The following is a 24,208-nucleotide window of genomic DNA, read 5'->3' on the forward strand; positions in this document are numbered from 1 at the left end:
GAACTTCCTGGCGCGTTGGAGAATGCAATGACCGATAAAGCGTTCGCTCAGGCCGATCCTGAGTGGCTGACATTGATCAGCGCGGCCCGTGAATGGCTGTCCGGCCCCATTGGGCAATTTCTGCTGGACGAAGAGCGGCGCATGCTCGAAGACGAGTTGGGGCGCTTCTTCGGCGGCTACCTGGTGCATTACGGTCCGTCGGCCCAGACGCCGCCGTCGGCGCCTCAGGTGCAGCGCAATGTGCGGCTTGGCGCACCATTGCCGGGCGTCGAGATCGTCTGCGAAGAGCAGGCCTGGCCATTGAGCGAGCATGCCGCTGACGTGGTGGTGTTGCAGCACGGGCTGGATTTCTGTCTGTCGCCCCACGGCCTTCTGCGTGAAGCGGCCAGCAGCGTGCGGCCCGGCGGGCATTTGCTGATCATCGGAATCAATCCCTGGAGCACGTGGGGCCTGCGCCATGTGTTCGCTCACGATGGTTTGCGCAAGGCTCGCTGCATCTCGCCGTCGCGGGTCGGTGACTGGTTGAACCTGCTGGGCTTCGCGCTGGAGAAACGCCGCTTCGGGTGCTATCGTCCGCCGCTTGCGTCACCCGCCTGGCAGGCTCGTCTGGCTGGCTGGGAGCGCAAGGCCGGTGACTGGCAACTGTCGGGTGGCGGCTTCTATTTATTGGTTGCGCGCAAGATCGTGGTGGGCTTGCGGCCGCTGCGTCAGGAACGGCGCGAACCGATGGGCAAGCTGATTCCGTTGCCGATGGCCAAGGTCAATCGCCGCCGCATCGACCCGTAATACACACTTTATTTTCCCGGCCGGACATGTTCCGGCCTCGGGCATCGTCGGTCACCGATCGGCGGGCCACCGCATTTTCTGGATAGATTGGCATGAGCGATAGCGTAGAACTCTTCACCGATGGCGCCTGCAAAGGCAACCCTGGTCCAGGCGGCTGGGGCGCACTGCTGGTGTGCAAGGGCGTTGAAAAGGAGCTGTGGGGTGGCGAAGCCAACACCACCAACAACCGCATGGAGTTGATGGGCGCGATCCGTGGCCTTGAAGAGCTCAAACGCTCCTGCGACGTCCTGCTGGTGACTGACTCGCAATACGTGATGAAAGGCATCAACGAGTGGATGGACAACTGGAAGAAGCGCGGCTGGAAAACTGCCGCGAAAGAACCGGTTAAAAATGCCGATCTGTGGAAACTGCTGGATGAACAGGTCAATCGCCACAACGTCACCTGGAAATGGGTGCGCGGGCACATCGGTCATCACGGCAACGAACGCGCGGACCAATTGGCTAACCGTGGCGTGGATGAAGTGCGCGGCTACAAACAGGCCTGACCCCAACTCCTGTGGGAGCTGTGTAGGAGCTGTCGAGTGCAACGAGGCTGCGATCTTTTGATCTTGATTTTAAAAAGACGAGATCAAAAGATCGCAGCCTCGTTGCACTCGACAGCTCCTACAAGGGGCATATTCACGGCATCAAGACGCCAGTCACCTGGCGGCGCGGCGTGTTAACATCGCCGCTTTTGCACGAATGACCCGTTGAGAGCTGAGCACTGATGGCCACCAGATCCGTTGTACTCGATACCGAAACCACCGGCATGCCGGTGACCGACGGCCACCGGATTATCGAAATCGGTTGTGTCGAGTTGATCGGTCGGCGCCTGACCGGCCGGCATTTCCATGTTTACCTGCAACCGGATCGCGAGAGTGACGAAGGCGCGATTGGCGTCCACGGCATCACCAACGAATTCCTGGTGGGCAAGCCGCGATTCAGTGAGGTGGCCGATGAGTTCTTCGAATTCATCAAGGGCGCACAGCTGATCATCCATAACGCGGCGTTCGACGTTGGTTTCATCAACAACGAATTCGCCTTGATGGGCCAGCACGATCGTGCGGACATCACCCAACACTGCTCGATCCTCGACACCCTGATGATGGCCCGGGAACGTCACCCGGGACAGCGCAACAGCCTCGACGCATTGTGCAAACGTTACGGCGTCGACAACTCCGGCCGTGAACTGCACGGCGCCTTGCTCGACTCCGAGATTCTTGCCGACGTTTACCTGACCATGACCGGTGGCCAGACCAGCCTGTCGCTGGCCGGTAATGCGTCCGATGGTAACGGCTCGGGTGAAGGTGCGGACAACTCCGCCACCGAAATCCGCCGTTTGCCGGCCGATCGCCAACCCACCCGCATCATCCGCGCCAGCGAAGATGATCTGGCCCGGCACGTGGCGCGTCTGGAAGCGATTGCCAAGGCTGCCGGGGCTCCGTCGCTGTGGCAGCAACTGGCCGAGGCCAAGGCTCAGGCCTGAATTGCTGGCCACATGATGGTGCGCCGGTTGACCCGCTTCGGGGCATCGGCGCTCGCCACATGCGCTTGAACCCTCTACCCTGAGGTTATTGGCAGGCCGCGGCCTGCAGCCTCAGGACACTGAGCCTCATGTATAAAGATTTGAAATTTCCGGTCCTGATCGTCCACCGCGACATCAAGGCCGACACTGTCGCTGGTGACCGCGTGCGAGGCATCGCCCGGGAACTGGAGCAGGAAGGCTTCAGCATCGTTTCGGCCGTGGATTACGCCGAGGGACGGCTAGTCGCTTCGACCCATCACGGTCTCTCCTGCATGTTGATTGCCGCCGAAGACGCCAGTACCCATTCGCATTTGTTACACAATATGGCGGAGCTTATCGGCCTCGCGCGGGTGCGTGCGCCGGACCTGCCGATCTTCGCCCTGGGTGAGCAGGTGACGCTGGAGAACGCTCCGGCCGACGCCATGGCCGAACTCAATCAGCTGCGCGGCATTCTTTACCTGTTCGAAGACACCGTGCCGTTTCTCGCCCGGCAAGTGGCCCGGGCCGCCCGCAAATACCTTGATGGTTTGCTCCCGCCTTTTTTCAAGGCGCTGGTGCAGCACACGGCTGACTCCAATTATTCCTGGCACACGCCTGGCCATGGCGGCGGAGTGGCGTATCACAAGAGTCCGGTCGGGCAGGCGTTTCACCAGTTTTTCGGCGAGAACACCCTGCGTTCAGACCTGTCGGTCTCGGTGCCGGAACTGGGTTCTTTGCTCGATCACACTGGCCCACTGGCCGAGGCCGAAGCGCGAGCTGCACGCAATTTCGGCGCTGATCACACCTTTTTCGTGATCAATGGCACCTCAACCGCCAATAAGATCGTCTGGCATTCGATGGTCGCTCGCGATGATCTGGTGCTGGTGGACCGCAACTGCCACAAGTCGGTGTTGCACTCGATCATCATGACCGGCGCGATCCCGCTGTACCTGTGCCCGGAACGCAATGAACTGGGGATCATCGGCCCGATCCCGCTGAGCGAATTCAGCCGCGAATCGATCCAGGCAAAAATCGACGCCAGCCCGCTGACCAAGGGCCGAGCGCCCAAGGTCAAGCTTGCGGTGGTGACCAATTCGACCTATGACGGCCTCTGTTACAACGCCGAGCTGATCAAGCAGCAGCTGGGCAACAGCGTCGAAGTCCTGCATTTCGACGAGGCCTGGTATGCCTACGCGGCGTTCCATGAGTTTTTCGCCGGGCGTTACGGCATGGGCACCTCCCGTAGCGACGATGGCCCGCTGGTCTTCACCACTCATTCCACACACAAATTGCTGGCAGCGTTCAGTCAGGCCTCGATGATTCATGTCCAGGACGGCGGGGCGCGGCAACTGGACCGCGACCGTTTCAATGAAGCGTTCATGATGCACATCTCAACTTCGCCGCAGTACAGCATCATCGCGTCGCTGGACGTGGCATCGGCGATGATGGAAGGCCCGGCCGGGCGTTCGCTGTTGCAGGAAATGTTCGACGAGGCCCTGAGTTTTCGCCGGGCCCTGGCCAATCTGCGGCAACACATCGCGGCGGATGACTGGTGGTTTTCAATTTGGCAGCCGCCGTCGGTGGAAGGCATTGATCGCGTCGAGACCCAGGACTGGTTACTGCAACCTGACGCCGATTGGCATGGCTTTGGTGGTGTGACCGACGACTATGTCTTGCTTGATCCGATCAAAGTCACCCTGGTGATGCCAGGGCTGACGGCAGGCGGCGCGCTGAGTGAGCGCGGGATTCCGGCGGCGGTCGTCAGCAAGTTCCTCTGGGAGCGTGGGCTGGTGGTCGAGAAGACCGGGCTGTATTCATTCCTGGTGCTGTTCTCCATGGGCATCACCAAGGGTAAATGGAGCACGTTGCTCACCGAGTTGCTGGAGTTCAAGCGCAGTTATGACGCCAACGTCAGTCTGGCGACGTGCCTGCCGTGCGTGGCGCAACAGAATGTCGCCCGTTATCAGGGCATGGGTTTGCGTGATTTGTGCGATCAACTGCACGCCTGCTATCGCAGCAATGCCACGGCCAAACACCTCAAGCGCATGTACACCGTGTTGCCGGAAATCGCCATGAAGCCGGCTGACGCCTATGATCAATTGGTGCGGGGTGAAGTGGAGGCCGTGTCGATCGATGCGCTGGACGGACGGATCGCCGCAGTCATGCTGGTTCCGTATCCACCAGGCATTCCGCTGATCATGCCGGGCGAGCGGTTCACCGAGTCGACCCGATCGATCATCGATTACCTGTCGTTTGCTCGCACGTTCGACAGCAGCTTTCCCGGGTTTGTCGTTGATGTGCATGGACTGCAACACGAAGACGAGGGCAATGGACGGCATTACACCGTTGATTGCATCAAGGAATGAGGACCTTTCCCAGCATGCAACCGATCATGAATCCAAAATATCCAGGCCTGTCGGTGCGTGTCGCCGATGAGGGTTTCGCGCCCTATATCTGGGGCAGCGATTTCAGTTTTGAAGTCGCGGCCTATGGCGTAGCCGAAATCGGCAAACCGGTGGAGCAGTGGCGGGTAACGCCAATCACCCCGTATCGAAAGTGCTACGGCATCGATCCCGAAGAGTTCAGCAGTTTTCGCGATGCCGCCGACAGCGCGGTGTTCATGGCCTACCTCGATGACGAACCCGTCGGGCATCTGGTCGTCAGCACCAACTGGAACGGCTTTGCCCACATCGACGAATTGGCCGTGCATGCGCCGGCGCGGCGCCATGGTGTGGCCAAGGCGTTGCTGGATGTGGCGCAATTCTGGAGTCGCAAGAAAAAATTGCCGGGCATCATGCTCGAAACCCAGAATAACAACCTGGGCGCCTGCCGGCTTTATGAGCGCTGCGGTTTTGTGATTGGCGGGATCGATCATCTGCGCTATCGCGGCATCGACCCCAATACCGCCGAGGTGGCGTTGTTCTGGTACCGCTTGTTCGATAATCCGTTGGAAAATCCGCTCAGCTCGAAAGCATCGCCGCGGCTTGTTCCGTGAGGATGTCCAGCAGGGCCTGAACCGCCGGGGTGGTCTCGGCGTTTTTCAGGGTGAGGGCATAGAGGCTGATCGGCACCGCGGGTGCCAGTGGGCAGGCGTCGAGCCCAGTCGATTTGGCGCCCAGGGCGGTAAACGGATCGACAATCGCCAGGCCTTCGCCGGCCTCGACCATGCTGCGCATCATTTGATGCGTCTGTACCCGTGTCTGAATGACGGGGGCGGGGCGCAAGGCGTGCAACTTGTTCTCCAGCGCCGGGCTCAGCGGGTCGTGACCTTCCAGACCGACCATCGACTGACCGGCCAGGTCCTGCAACGAAATGTATTTCTGTTTCGGTTGAAGCCAGCCGTGGGGCGCCAATAGCTGGAGCTTGCCTTGGGCAATCACCTGGCAATGAATGTCGGCGTGATCAGGGTCGTGCAGGCTCAGCCCCAGATCACTTTCGCGCAGCAGAAGGCTGCGGACGATGTCACGAGTCGGTTGGCTTAGCAGGGTGCAGGGGGCATCGGGAAGGCGTCGGCGCAAGGCCGCAATGCTCTGTGGCAACAGTTGGTGTGCCAAAGGCGGGGTGCAGATGATGCGCAGCGGATGCGCCTGATATTGCTTGAGGCTGCTGGCCAGGCGTTGCACCGGCTCAAGCGCGTCATAGACGTGGGCAATTTCGACCTGGAGTTCCCGCGCCTCGCGTGTAGCCTGCAAGCGTCCACGCACGCTGGAAAACAGCATGAAACCCAACTGATCCTCGGCATCTCGCAAAAGGCCTTCCACCTCGGCCACCGGCAACTGCAGCCATTCGGCGGCAGTACCCAGGTGACCGGTCTGCAAGAGCGCGTGGATCACTTCGATATGACGTAAACGCATGCGTGAAGTCCATGTTCAGCAGGTGAGGGAGTCAGTCACTGAATCCTAACTCAAGTGCGCGCATATGACTTCTGCTCATAACGCGAAGTTATGAGGCGACGGTGGTTTCCGGCAGGTTGCCGACATAAGTGTCGGGTTCGCGCACGATAGTGACGTCCGACTGGATCAGCAGAAACTGATTGTCATCGAGCTTTTTGACGCGGTCGCCAATGGCCAGTTTGTAGGTGGTGACAGGCTCTGAGCCAGTCAGGCCGTCTGCCGACGGGGTGGATTCCTGGAACTCATGCACGGAATAAACGCGGCCTTCCGCGTCTCTTGCATGGAACTGACCGACGAGTACTGCTGCCATCTGCTTAGAACCTCTGGAGATAAATCACTCAATTTGCGGTTCTGTAGACCGTGGTTGGGCGAGGTAAGTTTTCCTACAGGAAAAAAATAGTCAGGGGCGGCGATTTCAGCTGCCCTCTGATGATTCGTCATCTATAACTACAAGTCTTTCCATCGAACAGTCGAGAATCTTCCATGAGCAACGTCTACACGATCGCCGTTATTGTCGGCAGCTTGAGAAAGGAATCGATCAACCGCAAGGTGGCACTGGCTCTGGCCGACCTGGCACCGGCCAATCTCAAGCTCAATATCATTGAAATTGGTGAGCTGCCGCTCTACAACGAAGACATTGACGGAACTTCTCCGCCGGCAGCCTACAGCACTTTCCGGCAACAAGTCAGTTCATCCGACGCAGTGCTGTTTGTCACCCCTGAATACAACCGCTCGGTGCCGGCACCGTTGAAGAATGCAATCGATGTCGGCTCGCGTCCATATGGCAAAAGTGCCTGGAGCGGCAAGCCCGGTGCGGTGATCAGCGTTTCGCCGGGTGCTGTTGGCGGATTTGGTGCCAACCATCACTTGCGTCAGTCCATGGTGTTTCTGGATGTGCCGTGCATGCAGCAACCAGAGGCCTACTTGGGCGGCGCCGGCTCGGCGTTCGACGAGGCGGGCAAGTTGTCCGAATCGGTGAAGCCGTTCTTGCAGAACTTCATCAATGCTTACGGCAAGTGGGTCGAACAGCATAAGAAAATGTGACAAGCACCCATGGAAAGAAACCCCTGAAGTCAAGCCTGTAGCCGCTGCTGGTCAGTGGCTGCATGAAGCCGCGATTCCAAGCATTCGCTTTACTGCATATTCGGAATTCCATATATTTCACGCCTCGTTTGTCCAGAGGCGTGTTTACCCATGTCCAGCTCTCGCACTCCCGTCGATATTTTCAAGGCCCTGGCCGATGACACACGCAGTCGAATCGCGCTGTTGATCGCCCGTGAAGGTGAGTTGTGCGTGTGTGAATTGACGGCCGGGCTGGACCTCAGTCAGCCGAAAATTTCCCGCCATCTGGCGCAACTGCGCAGCAATGGCCTGTTGGCGGACCGTCGACAGGGGCAGTGGGTTTTTTATCGTCTGCACCCGGAATTATCGCCGTGGGTCATCACTCTGTTACAGGGCGCGCTGGCCGATCACGCCGATTGGCTGGCCGCTGATGTCGCCCGTTTGCAGGCAATGGCTGATCGCCCGGTACGCTGCTGCCAATCCCTGATCTCTCTTTGAAGGCTGTTTTGCATGCTCATAGCGTCGCTGATTTTTCTGCTGACCATCACCCTGGTGATCTGGCAACCCAAAGGCCTCGGTGTGGGCTGGAGCGCGGTTTTTGGTGCGGTGCTGGCCCTGATTTTCGGCGTGGTTCACCTGAGCGACATTCCGATTGTCTGGCAGATCATCTGGAATGCCACCGGCACGTTCGTGGCACTGATCATCATCAGTCTGCTATTGGATGAGGCGGGGTTCTTTGCCTGGGCGGCCTTGCATGTGGCGCGTTGGGGCAGGGGCAGCGGGCGCAAGCTGTTTGCTTATATGGTGCTGCTCGGGGCGTTGGTGTCGGCGTTGTTCGCCAATGACGGCGCGGCACTGATCCTCACGCCGATCGTGATTTCCATGCTGCTGGCGTTGCGCTTTTCCCCGGCGGCCACGTTGGCTTTCGTGATGGGCGCCGGTTTCATTGCGGACACCGCGAGCCTGCCGTTGGTGGTGTCGAACCTGGTGAACATTGTTTCAGCGGACTTCTTTCACATCACCTTCAATCGTTATGCGGCGGTCATGATTCCGGTCAACGTCGTCAGTGTCGCCGCCACATTGGCGGTGTTGATGTGGTTCTTCCGTCGTGACATTCCCAAGGATTACGACCCCGAACAACTGGAGCATCCCGCTACGGCGATCCACGACAAGGCGACGTTTTATGCCGGGTGGGCGGTGCTGGTGATTCTGTTGCTCGGCTGTTTTGCCCTTGAGCCGCTGGGTATTCCGATCAGTGCCATCTCCGCCGTGTGTGCCGCGTTGCTGCTAGCCATCGCCGCCCGTGGCCACAAGATTTCCACGCGCAAGGTCATGAAAGAAGCACCGTGGCAGATCGTGATTTTCTCGCTGGGCATGTACCTGGTGGTGTATGGCCTGCGCAATGCCGGGCTCACCGGGTATCTGGCGGGGTGGCTGGACGGGTTTGCGCATTACGGCGTTTGGGGCGCCGCGATGGGGACTGGCGTGCTGACGGCACTGTTGTCGTCGATCATGAACAACTTGCCGACGGTGTTGATCGGCTTGCTGTCGATCGATGCGAGCCAGGCCACGGGCGTGGTGAAGGAAGCGATGATTTACGCCAACGTCATCGGCAGCGACCTGGGGCCGAAAATCACCCCGATTGGCAGTCTGGCGACGTTGTTGTGGCTGCATGTGCTGCAGCGCAAGAATATTCAGATTGGCTGGGGGTATTACTTCAAGGTCGGGATCGTGTTGACGTTGCCTGTTCTGTTGGTGACGTTGGCGGCGTTGGCGTTGCGGTTGTCCGTTTAGAGTCGCGTCGATCCTGTCGCGGGCAAGCGGGCTTGCCCGCGACGCGATGCGGCCAGTACAGACAAAAAATCAGCCACTGCCCGGCACATTCGGCCAAAGATCCGCCACCAGGAACAGCCGCTCGGCTTCCTCCCATTCCCCATCGGCATTTTCAGTCAGGCGCACCATCAATTGCGCTGGTGCCAGCGGTTCGAGATCGCTCAGCCAGGCATTCAACTGTTCAGTGTTCCAGGTCAGCTCCACCGGATAATGCGCCGGCGCCAGCCAGGCGTGGCGGGGCAGGGGTTGCCAGCGACCGAATGGGCGCTGCACGACAAATTGCGCCCAGTCCTTCTGATGCAGCCAGCTACCGCGCAAATGTTGCGGATGCGCGCCGTTGGGTGGTTCGGCTTGCCCGGGCCACGGATAGAGCAGGTAACCGCCCAACCACAGATGGGCGCTGAACTGCTGGATATCCAGCGCCGCCAGCACTTCGCGGCTTTCTGGCCTGGCAGAAATCGGCAACTGATGTTGGGTCAGGTGCGCCAGTTTACGGTCCAGCCGGTCATGACATCCTGGCCCGAGCCACTGCGCCGTGTCGTGCCCGTCGCCGTTTTGCGGGCCCAGGTACAGCTTGATCGCCAATTCCAGGTGGTGCACGCCATCGCGGTCGCGCAATAGCATGTCCAGTTCACCGAGCGTGTGGCCTTCGCGCCGGATCGGCATGTTAGCCGCGATCAAGTCGATGCCCGGGGCGTGGCGCACGGCGTACTGCCACAAACGCTCGTAATACAGGCCCAGTCGCCGCGTCCTGGCCTGCGCCAGCCAGTGCAGCAAGTCATAGCTGTCGTGGTCCAGTTGCCGCAGCCAATGCTCCAGCCGTTCCGGCGCCTGCACCCAGTCACTGCCAGCCAGTGGATGGCGCTGTGGCCACGGCGTTTCGCTGAGCATCGGCGGAGCGAGGATGACCCAAGCCAGGTCGCGCACTTCAGGGTGGCGCAACCGATGGGGTAACTGGAGCAAATCTGGAAATAGGATCATCTTGCGAGCATAGCCTTATTCGGAGTACATCCTTGTGGCTGAAAGGATTTTGTCTATCCCGCGCTTTCGCCCATAATCGTGTTTTTCGCCGTCACAGACCTCAGGGGCCCCATGGAGCAATTTCGTAATATCGGCATCATCGGTCGCCTGGGCAGTTCGCAGGTGCTGGATACCGTCCGCCGACTGAAACGCTTTCTGCTCGATCGACACCTGCACGTGATCCTCGAAGACACCATCGCCGAAGTCCTGCCCGGCCATGGCCTGCAAACCTCGTCACGCAAGATGCTCGGCGAAGTCTGTGACATGGTGATTGTGGTGGGCGGCGACGGCAGCCTGCTCGGCGCCGCGCGTGCCCTGGCCCGACACAATATCCCGGTGCTTGGCATCAACCGGGGCAGCCTGGGTTTCCTGACCGATATCCGCCCCGATGAGCTGGAAGTCAAAGTCGCCGAAGTGCTCGACGGCCATTATCTGGTGGAAAACCGCTTCCTGCTGCAAGCCGAAGTCCGCCGCCATGCCGAGGCCATAGGCCAGGGCGATGCGCTGAACGATGTGGTGCTGCACCCCGGCAAATCCACGCGCATGATCGAGTTCGAGCTGTACATCGACGGCCAGTTCGTCTGCAGCCAGAAGGCTGACGGCCTGATCGTCGCCACGCCCACCGGTTCGACCGCCTACGCGCTGTCGGCGGGCGGGCCGATCATGCACCCCAAGCTTGACGCTATTGTGATTGTGCCGATGTACCCCCATACCTTGTCAGGCAGGCCAATTGTGGTCGATGGCAACAGTGAGCTGAAAATCGTCGTGTCCAAAGATATGCAGATCTACCCGCAAGTCTCCTGTGACGGGCAGAACCATTTCACCTGCGCGCCGGGTGACACCATCACCATCAGCAAGAAGGCCCAGAAACTGCGGCTGATTCACCCGCTCGACCACAATTACTATGAAGTCTGCCGGACCAAGCTCGGCTGGGGCAGTCGGCTGGGTGGTGGAGGCGACTGATGCTCGATCCCGCGCGTAGCTACGACCTGATCGGTGACGTGCACGGTTGCGCTCTGACCCTTGAGCACTTGCTCGACCGGCTCGGTTATCACAAACAAGGTGGCGTCTGGCGACACCCGTCGCGCATGGCGGTGTTCGTTGGCGACATCATCGACCGCGGCCCGCGGATTCGTGAGGCGCTGTACATCGTCCACGACATGGTCGAGGCCGGCCAGGCGCTGTGCATCATGGGCAACCATGAATTCAACGCGTTGGGCTGGGTCACACCCGCACTTCCGGGCAGCGGCAAGCAGTTCGTGCGCGAACACACGCCACGTCATGCACGTTTGCTGGGCGAAACCCTGACTCAATTCGAACAGCATCCCGCCGACTGGCATGATTTCCAGCAATGGTTCTACGAACTCCCTTTGTTTGTCGACGCCGGCCGCTTTCGCGTGGTGCACGCCTGCTGGGATTCGGGCTTGATCGAACCGTTGCGCGCGCTGTTTCCCAACGGTTGCATTGACGAACATTTCCTCCAGGCTTCGGCCGTGCCGGGCAGTTTCGCCTGCACCGTGTTCGACCGCTTGCTGCGCGGCACTGACATGCGCTTGCCTGACGGGTTGACCATGACCAGCGGCGATGGCCTGACGCGCTCGTTCTTTCGCACCAAGTTCTGGGAAGACGACCCGCAAACCTACGGAGATATTGTGTTCCAGCCTGACGCCTTGCCTGAGCCCGTGGCCCAAAAACCACTGTCTTCCACGGAAAAAAACACCTTGTTGCGCTATGGCGTCGATGAACCGTTGCTGTTCGTCGGCCACTATTGGCGCAGCGGCAAACCGGCACCGATCCGTCCGAACCTAGCCTGCCTGGACTACAGCGCGGTGCTCTACGGCAAACTGGTCGCCTATCGCCTGGATCAGGAAACCCGGCTCGATCCGCACAAATTCGTCTGGGTCGATGTCGAGCGTCCGGAGGTGCTGCAATGAGTGTGGTTGCCGTACTGCGTCTGCCGTTGGCGGTGGATTTGAGCGGGTTCGTCAAACTGCTGCAGCGCATGCAAGTGCCGCATCGCGTCAGCGAAGAAGCGGGCGAGCAGGTGCTGTGGGTGCCGGCCAATATCAGCGAAGACGTGCGCTCCCTGTACGAGCGCTTTCCGGCGGGTGACCCGGATCAGCAGCTGGACATTCCTGTGGCGCACACCACCAGGCGGCCCGGTTTCGTCGAGCAACTGCGTCACGCCAGGGCGACCGGGTTGGTGCTGCTGTTGAGCCTGATTGTCGGCGCCGTGACGCTGCTGGGTGACAACCTCGACACGATGCGCTGGCTGACCTTCCTCGATTTCCGCATTGTCGGCGACTATATCCAGTTCGTGCCGCTGGCTGACGGCCTGGCGGCAGGGCAGTGGTGGCGTCTGGTGACGCCGATGCTGATCCACTTCGGCATCCTGCACCTGGCCATGAACGGCATGTGGTACTGGGAGCTGGGGCGGCGCATCGAGTCGCGTCAGGGCAGCATCAACCTGATCGGCCTGACCTTGCTGTTCAGCCTGGTCTCCAACTACGCCCAGTATTATTTCAGCGGCCCGACCCTGTTTGGCGGGTTGTCTGGCGTGCTGTACGGCTTGCTCGGGCATTGTTGGATTTTTCAGCTGTTGTCGCCGAACCCGGCGTATCGCCTGCCGCGCGGCGTGCTCGTGATGATGCTGGTGTGGCTGGTGCTGTGCATGTCCGGGCTGGTCTCGATGATCGGCTTCGGTGAAATAGCCAATGCCGCCCACGTCGGCGGGTTGCTCGTCGGATGCTTGACCGGTTTGTTGGGCGGTTTGTACAACCGCCGTAAACTGGCCGTCTGAAACCGTTATGTGAATTGAAGCGCGCGGAGCTCTTGATGTCCTCTTTTAACGAAATGATCCAAAACATCACCCCCGATATCTACCAGAGCCTGAAACTGGCGGTGGAAATCGGCAAATGGTCCGACGGTGGCAAGCTCACCGCCGAGCAACGCGAACTGTCGTTGCAGGCGATGATCGCCTGGGAAATCCAGAACCTGCCCGAGGAAGAGCGTACCGGCTACATGGGGCCGCAGGAGTGCAGCTCGAAGTCGATCAGCGTGCCGAATATCCTGTTCAAATCGGATGCCGTCCATTGATTGAGATTGGCCGCGGTGCAATCAGCAAAATGTCGGCGCGCCTTGACGGGCCGAACGTGCAATACGCGTTTCGTCTGGATGACGTCGAGATCCCGGTCAATCCGTTGATCGGGAGCACGGTGCGTCTGGAATACCTGGGGGCGATTTTTTGCTCCCATTGCGGACGCAAGACCAAAACCAGTTTCAGCCAGGGTTACTGCTACCCATGCATGACCAAATTGGCCCAGTGCGACCTCTGCATCATGAGTCCGGAGCGTTGCCACTACGACGCGGGCACTTGCCGTGAGCCGGAGTGGGGCGAGAAGTTCTGCATGACCGATCACATTGTGTATCTGTCCAATTCTTCCGGAGTGAAAGTCGGGATTACCCGCGCCACTCAGCTTCCGACCCGTTGGATCGATCAGGGCGCGCGTCAGGCGTTGCCGATCATGCGTGTGTCGACGCGCCAGCAGTCGGGCTTTGTCGAAGACCTGTTTCGCAGTCAGGTAGCGGACAAGACCAACTGGCGTGCATTGCTCAAGGGCGATGCGATTTCGGTGGACCTGGCTCAGGTTCGTGATCAATTGTTTGAAAGCTGTGCCGAAGGTTTGCAAGGTTTGCAGGAACGATTTGGGCTACAGGCAATCCAGACCATTGCCGACGTAGAAACTCTCGAAATCCGCTATCCGGTCGAGCAATACCCGGCCAAGATTGTCAGCTTCAACCTGGACAAGAATCCGATCGCCGAAGGCACGCTGTTGGGGGTCAAGGGCCAATACCTGATTTTCGACACTGGCGTGATCAATATTCGTAAGTACACGGCTTATCAGCTCGCCGTGCATCAGTAAGGACTCCAGCATGCGCACCGAACAACCGAAGATGATTTACCTGAAGGACTATCAGGCGCCCGAGTACCTGATCGACGAGACGCACCTGACCTTCGAGTTGTTCGAGGACCATAGCCTGGTCCATGCGCAACTGGTGATGCGCCGCAATCCTGAGCGTGGCCCGGGCTTGCCGCCGCTGGTCCTCGACGGCCAGCAACTGGAGCTGTTGACGGTCAACCTGGCCGACCGCGAACTCGGCGTCGGCGACTATGAGCTGACCGAAAATCATCTGACGCTGCAGCCGTTGAGCGAACGCTTCACGGTCGACACCAGCGTGCGCATTCACCCGGAAACCAACACCGCGCTGGAAGGTTTGTACAAATCCAGCGGCATGTTCTGCACCCAGTGCGAGGCCGAAGGCTTCCGCAAGATCACCTATTACCTCGACCGCCCGGACGTGATGAGCAAGTTCACCACCACGGTGGTCGCCGAGCAGCACAGCTATCCGGTGCTGCTGTCCAACGGCAACCCGATTGCCAGTGGTCCTGGCGAAGACGGCCGTCACTGGGCGACCTGGGAAGACCCGTTCATGAAGCCGGCGTACCTGTTTGCGCTGGTGGCCGGTGATTTGTGGTGTGTTGAAGACACCTTCACCACCATGACCGAGCGCTCCGTGGCGCTGCGCATCTATGTCGAGCCGGAAAACATCGACAAGTGCCAGCACGCGATGAACAGCCTGAAGAAGTCGATGCGTTGGGACGAAGAGGTTTACGGTCGCGAGTACGACCTGGACATCTTCATGATCGTCGCGGTCAACGACTTCAACATGGGCGCGATGGAGAACAAGGGCCTCAACATCTTCAACTCCAGCGCCGTGCTGGCCCGCGCCGAAACCGCGACCGACGCTGCGCACCAGCGTGTCGAAGCGATCGTCGCTCACGAATACTTCCACAACTGGTCGGGCAACCGCGTGACCTGCCGCGACTGGTTCCAGTTGTCGTTGAAGGAAGGTTTCACTGTGTTCCGCGATTCCGGTTTCTCCGCCGATATGAACTCGGCAACCGTGAAACGCATCCAGGACGTGGCGTACCTGCGTACCCACCAGTTCGCCGAAGACGCGGGTCCCATGGCCCACGCCGTGCGTCCGGACAGCTTCATCGAGATTTCCAACTTCTACACCCTGACTGTGTACGAAAAGGGTTCGGAAGTCGTCGGCATGATCCACACCTTGCTCGGCGCCGAAGGGTTCCGCAAAGGCAGCGACCTGTATTTCGATCGCCATGACGGCCAGGCTGTGACGTGCGATGACTTCATCAAGGCCATGGAAGACGCCAACGGCGTCGACCTGACCCAATTCAAGCGCTGGTACAGCCAGGCCGGCACACCGCGTCTGGCGGTCAGCGAGTCTTACGATGCGGCGGCGAAAACCTACAGCCTGACCTTCCGTCAGAGCTGCCCGGCAACCCCGGACAAGGTCGAGAAATTGCCGTTCGTGATTCCGGTGGAACTGGGCCTGCTGGACGCCAAAGGCGCGGCAATCGCGTTGCGTCTTGCCGGTGAAGACCGCGCTCAAGGCACATCGCGGGTCATTTCGGTGACTGAAGCGGAACAGACGTTCACCTTCGTCGACATCGCCGAACAGCCGTTGCCTTCGCTGCTTCGCGGGTTCTCGGCGCCGGTGAAACTGAGCTTCCCGTATAACCGCGATCAGTTGATGTTCCTGATGCAGCACGACAGCGATGGGTTCAACCGCTGGGATGCCGGTCAGCAACTGTCGGTTCAGGTGTTGCAGGAGTTGATCGCTCAGCAGCAGAAGGGCGAGAAACTGGTGCTGGATCAGCGCCTGATTTCTGCTCTACGCACTGTGCTGTCCGACGAGACGCTGGACCAGGCGATGGTTGCGGAAATGCTCTCGCTGCCGGGCGAGGCGTACCTGACTGAAATCAGCGAAGTGGCGGATGTTGACGCTATCCATATCGCTCGCGAGTTTGCTCGCAAGCAATTGGCTGACGGTTTGTTCGAGGCGTTGTGGTTGCGTTATCAGGCCAATCGCGATCTGTCGAAGAAAACCCCGTACGTGGCGGAGGCCGAGCATTTCGCTCGTCGCGCGTTGCAGAACATTGCGCTGTCGTACCTGATGCTTAGCGGCAAACCGGAAGTTCTGGCGGCGACGCTGGAGCAGTTCGAGACCAGCGACAACATGACCGAACGCCTGACGGCGTTGGCGGTGTTGGTGAATTCGCCGTTCGATGACGAGAAGGCCAAGGCGTTGGCGAGTTTTGCCGAGCACTTCAAGGACAATCCGCTGGTTATGGATCAGTGGTTCAGTGTTCAGGCGGGCAGCACGTTGCCGGGTGGTCTGGAGCGGGTTCGTCAGTTGATGCAGCATCCGGCGTTCAATATCAAGAACCCGAACAAGGTGCGGGCGTTGGTCGGTGCTTTTGCCGGGCAGAATCTGATCAATTTCCATGCGGCGGATGGTTCGGGGTATCGGTTCCTGGCTGATCTGGTGATTGAGTTGAACGGGTTTAATCCGCAGATTGCTTCCCGTCAGTTGGCGCCGCTGACTCGCTGGCGCAAATATGATGATGAGCGTCAGGCGTTGATGAAAGGTGAGCTGGAGCGGATTCGTGCTTCTGGGCAGCTTTCCAGTGATGTGTTTGAGGTGGTCAGTAAAAGTCTGGCTTGAGGTTGGTTTGGCTCCCACAGGGTCCTTGTGGGAGCTTGCTTGTCGTGGCGGCCTTGGGGCCGACCATGTTTTGGGTTGACCGGGTACATATCCGTTGCAGCGGTAACGGCTGCTTATGGTTTCGCCCTTACGGCGACTCACTTTTTTGACAAACGCCTCAAAAAAGTAAGCAAAAAAACGCTTGCTCCTACGTTCGGCCCGCTCGCTGAGGCTCGGGGTTCCTTCGCTCCGGGATCCATCCGGGGGGCATCGCCTCCGGTTTGCTTCGCTGCACCTCCTCTCGATGTGTTCGACTTCGTCGAACGGTCGCTGCGCTCCCACCCCGGATGAATCCCTACGCTCAGCCTTCCGATGTCGCCCGTGGATCAAGATCAAGAGCTGCAGCCGAGCTAACGCTCATCCTGTTGAGTGGTGAGAAGCGCATGCACACCCATCCCCTGTAGGAGCTGTCGAGTGAAACGAGGCTGCGATCTTTTGATCTTGCTGTGGCTTTTGATCTTGATCTGCTTTTGATCTTTCGCCCCTTCGGCAGGCCGAGCGTAGGTGTTCATCAGGGGGTTAGGCGCGTAGCGCCGTGCGGCGGAGCCGCACACATCGAGAGGAGGTCGTCGCGAAGCAGACCGGAGGCGATGCCCCCTGATGGACACCGTAGCGAGGGAACGCGGAGCCTCAGCGAGGCGCCGTACGCCGGGGCGAAGACTTTTTGGTTACTTTTGAGGCGTTTGTCAAAAGTGACTCGCCGTAAGGGCGAAACCGCCAGCCGCCGTTACCGCAGAAACGGATATGTACTCCGACCCCCCAATCACCCCACCTGATACCCAATCATTCAGGAAATCCGCATTACCCCCAGGTTAACAAAACATAACGTGGCGTCGATTGTCAGACCTTTCCAAACCCCGATAGGATAAGCCAGCTTCCGAAGGGGCTCTAGATTGCGCATTTCAGGACTATGCTCCAGAACAGGCAATCGCAATGAGCACCCCTTACGGCGCCCTGAAAGGTTAAACGACCTAACAATAATAATGGGGGAAGGTCTATGAGTGAGCCTGTCATGGGTGTGGGTATCTGCCGCCCGCCGGCATTACGCAAATTCGCGTTGCTGGCTACAGCGCTCTCGCTGTTGGGCTGTGCCATGTTGTCGGGGCCCGCGCTGGCCACTGCCGCGCCGACGTCCGATGTGGTCTATTCCGTCGAATCCGCCAAAGCCAGCAAAAGCCTGATGCTCGACGTCACCCACGCCGGCACACGCCTGGTGGCCGTCGGGGATCGCGGGCACATTCTTTATTCCGATGACCAGGGCGCAACCTGGACCCAGGCCAAGGTGCCGACCCGGCAACTGCTGACCTCGGTGTATTTCGTCGATGACAAACACGGCTGGGCCGTCGGTCATGACGCACAGATCCTCGCCAGCGAGGACGGCGGCGTCACCTGGACCAAGCAATTCGAAGATCTTAAACGCGAATCGCCGCTGCTCGACGTCTGGTTCCAGGACGTCAACAGCGGCTTTGCCGTGGGCGCCTACGGTAATTTGATGACCACCACCGACGGCGGCAAACACTGGGAAGACGCCAGCGATCGCCTGGACAACGAAGACCAGTACCACCTCAACGCCATCGCCGCGGTCAAGGATGCCGGGCTGTTCATCGTCGGCGAGCAGGGCAGCATGTTCCGCTCCGCCGATTGGGGCCAGACCTGGGAGAAGCTTGAAGGCCCTTACCAGGGGTCGCTGTTCGGCGTGATCGGCACCGCCCAGCCCAACACATTGTTGGCCTACGGACTGCGCGGCAACCTGTTTCGCTCCACCGATTTCGGCACCACCTGGGAGCCGGTCGAGCTCAAGGCGGCTCGCGGTGCGCTGGAGTTTGGCCTGTCGGGCGCCACGTTGCTCGACGACGGTTCCATCGTGATCGTCGGAAACGGCGGTTCGGTGATTCGCAGCAATGACAACGGCGAAACCTTCAGCGTGTTCAACCGGCCGGATCGCATTTCCGTGTCGGCGGTGACGGCGGCAGGCAACGGTAATCTGATTCTGGCAGGACAGGGCGGCGTTCGCGCTACTTCGCCAACCGGCTCAGAGCTGGGCAAATAATAAGAAGGGCGGAGCTATGACATCCATGACAACCCATCAACAGGACAAGGCGACGTTTCTTGAGCGCCTGATCTTCAACAACCGCCCGGCAGTGATCGTCATCTGCCTGCTGGTCAGCATTTTCCTGTTCTGGCAGGCAACGCTGATCCGGCCGTCCACCAGTTTCGAAAAAATGATCCCGCTCGAGCATCCATTCATCCAGAAGATGATGGAGCACCGCAACGACCTGGCGAACCTGGGCAACACGGTGCGGATTTCCGTGGAGGCCACTGATGGCGACATCTTCTCCAAGGAATACATGGAGACCCTGCGCCAGATCAACGACGAAGTGTTCTACATTTCCGGTGTCGACCGTTCCGGCCTCAAGTCGCTGTGGAGCCCGAGCGTACGCTGGACCGAAGTGACGGAGGAGGGCTTCGCCGGCGGTGAAGTGATCCCGCAGAGCTACAACGGCTCCCAGCAAAGCCTCGACCTGCTGCGCAACAACGTGCTCAAGTCCGGCCAGGTCGGGCGTTTGGTGGCCAACGACTTCAAGTCGAGCATCGTCGATATTCCGTTGCTGGAGTCGTACCCGGACCCGCAGGACCAAGGCAAGTTGCTGGCGCTGGACTACCGCAAGTTCTCCCACGAACTCGAAGACAAGATCCGCAACAAGTTCGAAGCCCAGAACCCTAACGTGAAGATCCACATCGTCGGTTTCGCCAAGAAAGTCGGCGACCTGATCGATGGTCTGGTCATGGTGGTGATGTTCTTCGGCGTCGCCTTCATCATCACCTTGGTCCTGCTGTACTGGTTCACCAACTGCATGCGCAGCACCGTGGCGGTATTGAGTACGACGCTGGTGGCGGTGGTCTGGCAGTTGGGGCTGATGCACTTTTTTGGTTTCGGGCTCGATCCATACTCGATGCTGGTGCCGTTCCTGATTTTCGCCATCGGTATTTCCCACGGCGTGCAGAAGATCAACGGCATCGCCTTGCAGTCCAGTGATGCGGACAACGCGTTGACCGCGGCACGCCGCACGTTCCGCCAGCTGTTCCTGCCGGGGATGATCGCGATCCTTGCCGATGCCGTGGGCTTTATCACGTTGCTGATCATCGACATCGGGGTGATCCGTGAACTGGCGATCGGTGCCTCCATCGGTGTGGCGGTGATCGTGTTCACCAACCTGATCCTGCTGCCGGTGGCGATTTCCTACGTTGGTATCAGTAAACGTGCCGTCGCGCGCAGCAAGAAAGACGCCCACCGCGAACACCCGTTCTGGCGCCTGCTGTCGAATTTTGCCAGCCCGAAAGTGGCGCCGGTGTCGATCGTCCTGGCCTTGCTGGCCTTTGGCGGTGGTCTCTGGTACAGCCAGAACCTGAAAATCGGTGACCTCGATCAAGGCGCGCCGGAGCTGCGCCCGGATTCGCGCTACAACAAGGACAACAACTTCATCATCAGCAATTACTCCACCAGTTCCGACGTGTTGGTGGTGATGGTCAAGACCAAAGCCGAAGGTTGCTCGCGTTATGAAGCCATGGCGCCAATCGACGAACTGATGTGGAAGATGCAGAACACCGAGGGCGTGCAGTCGGCGATCTCGTTGGTGACGGTATCCAAGCAGATGATCAAGGGCATGAACGAGGGCAACCTGAAATGGGAAACCCTGTCGCGCAACCCGGACGTGTTGAACAACTCCATCGCTCGCGCTGACGGCCTGTACAACAACAGTTGCTCCCTGGCACCGGTATTGGTGTTCCTCAATGATCACAAGGCTGCCACCCTGGATCGTGCGGTGCATGCGGTGCAGGACTTCGCCAAGGAGAACAACAAGGAAGGCCTGGAATTCATCCTCGCGGCCGGTAACGCCGGTATCGAGGCGGCCACCAACGAGGTGATCAAGGAGTCCGAGCTGACCATCCTGATCCTCGTCTACATCTGTGTCGCGACCATGTGCATGATCACCTTCCGTTCCTGGGCGGCGACCTTGTGCATCGTGTTGCCACTGGTCCTGACTTCGGTCTTGGGCAACGCCCTGATGGCGTTCATGGGCATCGGCGTGAAAGTCGCGACGCTGCCGGTGGTGGCGTTGGGTGTGGGGATTGGCGTGGACTACGGGATCTACATCTACAGCCGTCTGGAAAGCTTCCTGCGTGCGGGCCTGCCGTTGCAAGAGGCGTACTACCAGACGCTGAAGTCCACCGGTAAAGCCGTGCTGTTCACCGGCCTGTGCCTGGCGATTGGCGTGTGCACCTGGATCTTCTCGGCCATCAAGTTCCAGGCCGACATGGGCCTGATGCTGACCTTCATGCTGCTCTGGAACATGTTTGGCGCACTGTGGCTGTTGCCTGCACTGGCGCGGTTCCTGATCAAACCAGAGAAACTGGCGGGACAGAAGGGCAACTCGCTGTTCGCTCATTGATCCCTGGCTGAAACAGAAAAGCCGCAACTCGGGTTGCGGCTTTTTTATGTCTCAAATTTCACACCAAACCCTTGTAGGAGTGAGCCTGCTCGCGATGACGGAGTGTCATTCAACATAGATGTTGAATGTTAGACCGCTATCGCGAGCAGGCTCACTCCCACAGGGTTCAGTGTTGGTTCGCTGGATCGCTGCCCAGCACCACGTTCAGCGCACTGCGCGCATCATCGAGCTGCACCAGCGTTGCATGCCGTGCGCCCAGCGCATCACGGTTCTCGATCGCGGTCAGAATCGCCTTGTGCCGTGGCAACGCCAGTTCATGCAGGTTTGGCCGCTGGTTGGAATGCTTCAACGCTTCGGCAATCGCCACCGCCAACATGTTGCACAGGTTGGCCAACAGGTCGTTGTGGGTCGCATCGGCGATGCGGCTGTGGAAATCCAGGTCTGGTTGCAACAGCGCTTCAGGGGTCGGCGCCGCTTCCATGCGTTGGTAGGCTTCACCGATGGAGGCGATGTCGGCGTCGGTTGCGAATTGCGCGGCGAGGGCGGCGGCGGCCGGTTCGATGATGCTGCGCACACTGGTCAGCAAATCGAAGAATTCATTCTGCGGGCTGCTTTGCATCAGCCAGTGCAGTACGTCCGGGTCGAGCATGTGCCATTCCTTGCGCTGCTTGACCACGGTGCCGACGCGCGGACGGGAATACACCAACCCCTTGGCGACCAGCACGCGAGTGGCTTCGCGCAGCACCGGGCGGCTGACCGCGTACTCCTCACACAGCAGGGCTTCGGCGGGCAGTTTGTCGTCCGGTTTGAAGCGCCCGGAAACGATCTGCATGCCCAGTTCCTGGACGATGCGCGAGTGCATGCTTTTGCGGTCGGAGGGTTTGCGGTAATCCATGGGGAACGGCGCGATCCTGTGCGATGGAGGTGTCGCGCATGATAGCAGGCGCGGCGCGCACGGTCGCCAGAGCAAGCGCAGTCTTGAAAGGAACGTAGAGCCCATGTGGGAGCGGGCTTGCCCGCGATGGAGCCATCACTTTCAGCGGTGATGGCGACTGATCCACCGCTATCGCGGGCGAGCCCGCTCCCACAGGGGTTGGTGGTGATCAGTGAGAGTGGCGCGGGACTTCGGAACCGCGGCAGCCGACCAGGAAGTCGAAATCGCAACCCTGATCCGCCTGCAGCACATGGTCGATGTACAGCTGACGATAACCGCCCACGATCAATTGCTGTGGCGGTTGCAGGTCGGCCATGCGCGCGGCCAGTTCCGCGTCCGAAATGTCCAGGTGCAGGCGTCCGTTGGCGCAATCAAGCTCGATCCAGTCACCTTCCTTCACGGTCGCCAAAGGTCCGCCGGCTGCCGCCTCCGGTGCCACATGTAACACCACCGTGCCATACGCGGTGCCGCTCATGCGCGCATCGGAAATGCGCACCATGTCCGTTATACCTTGGGCCAGCAATTTCGCCGGCAAGCCCATGTTGCCGACCTCGGCCATGCCTGGATAACCCTTCGGTCCGCAGTTCTTCATCACCAGAATCGAGTTGGCATCCACGTCCAGTTCCGGATCGTTGATGCGCGCCTTGTACATGTCGAAGTTCTCGAACACCACCGCACGGCCGCGATGTTGCATCAGCTCGGCACTGGCGGCGGACGGTTTGAGCACCGCACCGAGTGGCGCCAGGTTGCCACGCAACACACAGATCCCGCCGTCGGCGCGAATCGGGTTGTCGAGGGTGCGGATCACTTCGTCCTCGCCGTAGATCGGTGCGTCCTTGGTGTTCTCGCCCAGCGTCTTGCCGTTCACGGTCAAGGCGTTCGGGTTGGGGATCAGGTTGGCTTCGCCGAGGCGGCGCAGCACGGCGGGCAAGCCACCGGCGTAGTAGAACTCTTCCATCAGGAAGCGCCCGGACGGTTGCAGGTCGACGATGGTCGGCATGCCGCGACCGATGCGGGTCCAGTCATCGAGGTCCAGTTCCACGCCGATGCGCCCGGCAATCGCCTTCAAGTGGATCACGGCATTGGTCGAACCACCGATGGCCGCGTTCACGCGGATGGCGTTTTCGAAGGCTTCCTTGGTGAGGATTTTCGACAGTCGCAAGTCCTCGCGCACCATTTCCACGGCGCGCATGCCGGACATGTGCGCCAACACATAACGGCGCGCATCCACGGCTGGAATCGCCGCGTTATGGGGCAGGGAAGTGCCCAGTGCTTCGGCCATGCAGGCCATGGTCGACGCGGTGCCCATGGTGTTGCAAGTGCCCGCCGAGCGGGACATGCCGCCCTCGGCCGCCAGGAAATCGTCAATGGTGATGGTGCCGGCTTTGACTTGCTCGCTGAGCTGCCAGACCACGGTGCCGGAGCCAATGTCCTTGCCTTTGTGCTTGCCGTTGAGCATCGGTCCGCCGGTCACGACGATGGCCGGCACGTCACAACTGGCGGCGCCCATCAGCAGCGCCGGGGTGGTTTTGTCGCAACCGGTCAGCAGCACCACGCCGTCAATCGGGTTGCCGCGAATGGCTTCTTCAACGTCCATGCTCGCCAGGTTGCGCGTCAGCATGGCGGTGGGGCGCAGGTTCGATTCGCCATTGGAGAACACCGGGAATTCCACAGGAAAACCACCGGCCTCGATCACCCCGCGTTTGACGTGCTCCGCGATCTGGCGGAAATGCGCGTTGCATGGGGTCAGTTCCGACCATGTGTTGCAGATGCCGATGATCGGCTTGCCGTGGAACTGGTGGTCGGCGATGCCCTGATTCTTCATCCAGCTGCGGTACATGAAGCCGTTCTTGTCGGCGGTGCCAAACCATTGGGCGGAACGCAGGGTGGGTTTCTTATCAGACATGATCGATTCTCTTATTGTATAACTATATTGTTCAATCTAAGGCGTAACATAAGCGCAAATTCGGCCATTTGGAAGTGTTGTTGGGTAATTAGTATTACTATATAGTCGTTTTCAACGGAGGGATGGCCCTGGCAGTTTTGGCGAGAGGCG

The 24,208-nt window shown here is 59.7% G+C and carries 21 protein-coding genes; 16 read left to right on the forward strand and 5 right to left on the reverse strand.

The genetic code is table 11. From position 1 onward, the window contains the following. Positions 1-27: 27 nt before the first annotated feature. The 5 genes from BLQ41_RS18970 (at position 28) to BLQ41_RS18990 (ending at position 5,324) form a co-directional block, all read left to right on the forward strand. Positions 28-786 (forward strand): class I SAM-dependent methyltransferase, encoded by a 759-nt coding sequence (locus tag BLQ41_RS18970; RefSeq protein ID WP_090183231.1) that lies wholly within the window; start codon positions 28-30, stop codon positions 784-786. 92 nt (positions 787-878) lie between these two features. Further along, positions 879-1,331, forward strand: coding sequence for a ribonuclease HI (gene rnhA / locus BLQ41_RS18975; protein WP_008028618.1), 453 nt, complete (start codon positions 879-881; stop codon positions 1,329-1,331). 221 nt (positions 1,332-1,552) lie between these two features. Further along, on the forward strand, positions 1,553-2,311 hold the full coding sequence (dnaQ, locus tag BLQ41_RS18980; RefSeq protein ID WP_090183233.1) for a DNA polymerase III subunit epsilon: 759 nt from the start codon (positions 1,553-1,555) through the stop codon (positions 2,309-2,311). Positions 2,312-2,439: 128 nt separating this feature from the next. Continuing rightward, positions 2,440-4,695, forward strand: coding sequence for an Orn/Lys/Arg family decarboxylase (locus BLQ41_RS18985; RefSeq protein WP_090183234.1), 2,256 nt, complete (start codon positions 2,440-2,442; stop codon positions 4,693-4,695). Positions 4,696-4,709: 14 nt separating this feature from the next. Continuing rightward, positions 4,710-5,324, forward strand: coding sequence for a GNAT family N-acetyltransferase (locus BLQ41_RS18990; protein ID WP_090183236.1), 615 nt, complete (start codon positions 4,710-4,712; stop codon positions 5,322-5,324). On the opposite strand, the gene BLQ41_RS18995 is transcribed toward BLQ41_RS18990, so the two are convergent. Next, positions 5,290-6,183, reverse strand: a complete 894-nt coding sequence (locus tag BLQ41_RS18995) for a LysR family transcriptional regulator (RefSeq protein WP_090183237.1) — start codon at positions 6,181-6,183, stop codon at positions 5,290-5,292. The two genes, BLQ41_RS18990 and BLQ41_RS18995, sit on opposite strands and share 35 nt — an antisense overlap. Before the next feature lie 88 nt (positions 6,184-6,271). Beyond that, positions 6,272-6,532 (reverse strand): hypothetical protein, encoded by a 261-nt coding sequence (locus BLQ41_RS19000; protein WP_090183239.1) that lies wholly within the window; start codon positions 6,530-6,532, stop codon positions 6,272-6,274. A gap of 173 nt (positions 6,533-6,705) precedes the next feature. Between BLQ41_RS19000 and BLQ41_RS19005 the strand changes: the two genes are divergently transcribed. The 3 genes from BLQ41_RS19005 to BLQ41_RS19015 all read left to right on the forward strand — a co-directional run bounded on the left by BLQ41_RS19005 (position 6,706) and on the right by BLQ41_RS19015 (position 9,078). Next, positions 6,706-7,266: an NADPH-dependent FMN reductase gene (locus BLQ41_RS19005; RefSeq protein WP_090183241.1), complete on the forward strand. Its 561-nt coding sequence runs from the start codon at positions 6,706-6,708 to the stop codon at positions 7,264-7,266. 150 nt (positions 7,267-7,416) lie between these two features. Beyond that, entirely contained in the window at positions 7,417-7,782 is a 366-nt protein-coding gene (locus BLQ41_RS19010; protein ID WP_090183242.1) for a metalloregulator ArsR/SmtB family transcription factor, read from the forward strand. Positions 7,783-7,794: 12 nt separating this feature from the next. Next, positions 7,795-9,078 carry an arsenic transporter gene (locus BLQ41_RS19015; protein WP_090183244.1) on the forward strand — a complete coding sequence of 428 codons (1,284 nt, stop codon included), beginning with the start codon at positions 7,795-7,797 and terminating at the stop codon, positions 9,076-9,078. Positions 9,079-9,147: 69 nt separating this feature from the next. On the opposite strand, the gene BLQ41_RS19020 is transcribed toward BLQ41_RS19015, so the two are convergent. Then, entirely contained in the window at positions 9,148-10,098 is a 951-nt protein-coding gene (locus tag BLQ41_RS19020; protein ID WP_090183245.1) for a DUF1853 family protein, read from the reverse strand. Between the two features lie 111 nt (positions 10,099-10,209). On the opposite strand from BLQ41_RS19020, the gene BLQ41_RS19025 reads away from it, so the two are divergent. The 8 genes from BLQ41_RS19025 to BLQ41_RS19060 all read left to right on the forward strand — a co-directional run bounded on the left by BLQ41_RS19025 (position 10,210) and on the right by BLQ41_RS19060 (position 21,218). Then, complete coding sequence (locus BLQ41_RS19025; RefSeq protein WP_010459816.1) at positions 10,210-11,100, forward strand: NAD(+) kinase; 891 nt, start codon at positions 10,210-10,212, stop codon at positions 11,098-11,100. Then, positions 11,097-12,071, forward strand: a complete 975-nt coding sequence (locus tag BLQ41_RS19030) for a metallophosphoesterase (protein WP_390899747.1) — start codon at positions 11,097-11,099, stop codon at positions 12,069-12,071. Before BLQ41_RS19025 ends, BLQ41_RS19030 begins: the two co-directional genes overlap by 4 nt. Beyond that, positions 12,068-12,937: a rhomboid family intramembrane serine protease gene (locus BLQ41_RS19035; protein WP_090183248.1), complete on the forward strand. Its 870-nt coding sequence runs from the start codon at positions 12,068-12,070 to the stop codon at positions 12,935-12,937. The genes BLQ41_RS19030 and BLQ41_RS19035 overlap by 4 nt, the downstream gene beginning before the upstream one ends. Before the next feature lie 35 nt (positions 12,938-12,972). Continuing rightward, the gene (locus BLQ41_RS19040; protein WP_090183249.1) at positions 12,973-13,233 is read left to right on the forward strand and encodes a YeaC family protein; all 261 of its coding nucleotides are present in this window, start codon (positions 12,973-12,975) and stop codon (positions 13,231-13,233) included. Further along, positions 13,230-14,060, forward strand: a complete 831-nt coding sequence (locus BLQ41_RS19045) for a DUF2797 domain-containing protein (protein ID WP_090183251.1) — start codon at positions 13,230-13,232, stop codon at positions 14,058-14,060. The genes BLQ41_RS19040 and BLQ41_RS19045 overlap by 4 nt, the downstream gene beginning before the upstream one ends. A 10-nt stretch (positions 14,061-14,070) precedes the next feature. After that, positions 14,071-16,728, forward strand: coding sequence for an aminopeptidase N (pepN, locus tag BLQ41_RS19050; RefSeq protein WP_090183253.1), 2,658 nt, complete (start codon positions 14,071-14,073; stop codon positions 16,726-16,728). A gap of 1,036 nt (positions 16,729-17,764) precedes the next feature. Further along, positions 17,765-18,817 carry a WD40/YVTN/BNR-like repeat-containing protein gene (locus tag BLQ41_RS19055; protein ID WP_090183255.1) on the forward strand — a complete coding sequence of 351 codons (1,053 nt, stop codon included), beginning with the start codon at positions 17,765-17,767 and terminating at the stop codon, positions 18,815-18,817. 16 nt (positions 18,818-18,833) lie between these two features. Next, on the forward strand, positions 18,834-21,218 hold the full coding sequence (locus BLQ41_RS19060) for an efflux RND transporter permease subunit (protein WP_167360496.1): 2,385 nt from the start codon (positions 18,834-18,836) through the stop codon (positions 21,216-21,218). Positions 21,219-21,384: 166 nt separating this feature from the next. Here the strand turns inward: BLQ41_RS19060 and BLQ41_RS19065 are convergent, their stop codons facing one another. Then, positions 21,385-22,113, reverse strand: a complete 729-nt coding sequence (locus BLQ41_RS19065; protein WP_090183259.1) for a FadR/GntR family transcriptional regulator — start codon at positions 22,111-22,113, stop codon at positions 21,385-21,387. Positions 22,114-22,321: 208 nt separating this feature from the next. Next, on the reverse strand, positions 22,322-24,058 hold the full coding sequence (locus BLQ41_RS19070) for an IlvD/Edd family dehydratase (RefSeq protein ID WP_090183261.1): 1,737 nt from the start codon (positions 24,056-24,058) through the stop codon (positions 22,322-22,324). Positions 24,059-24,208 lie beyond the last annotated feature (150 nt).

Source organism: Pseudomonas arsenicoxydans (assembly GCF_900103875.1).
Lineage (GTDB): Bacteria > Pseudomonadota > Gammaproteobacteria > Pseudomonadales > Pseudomonadaceae > Aquipseudomonas > Aquipseudomonas arsenicoxydans.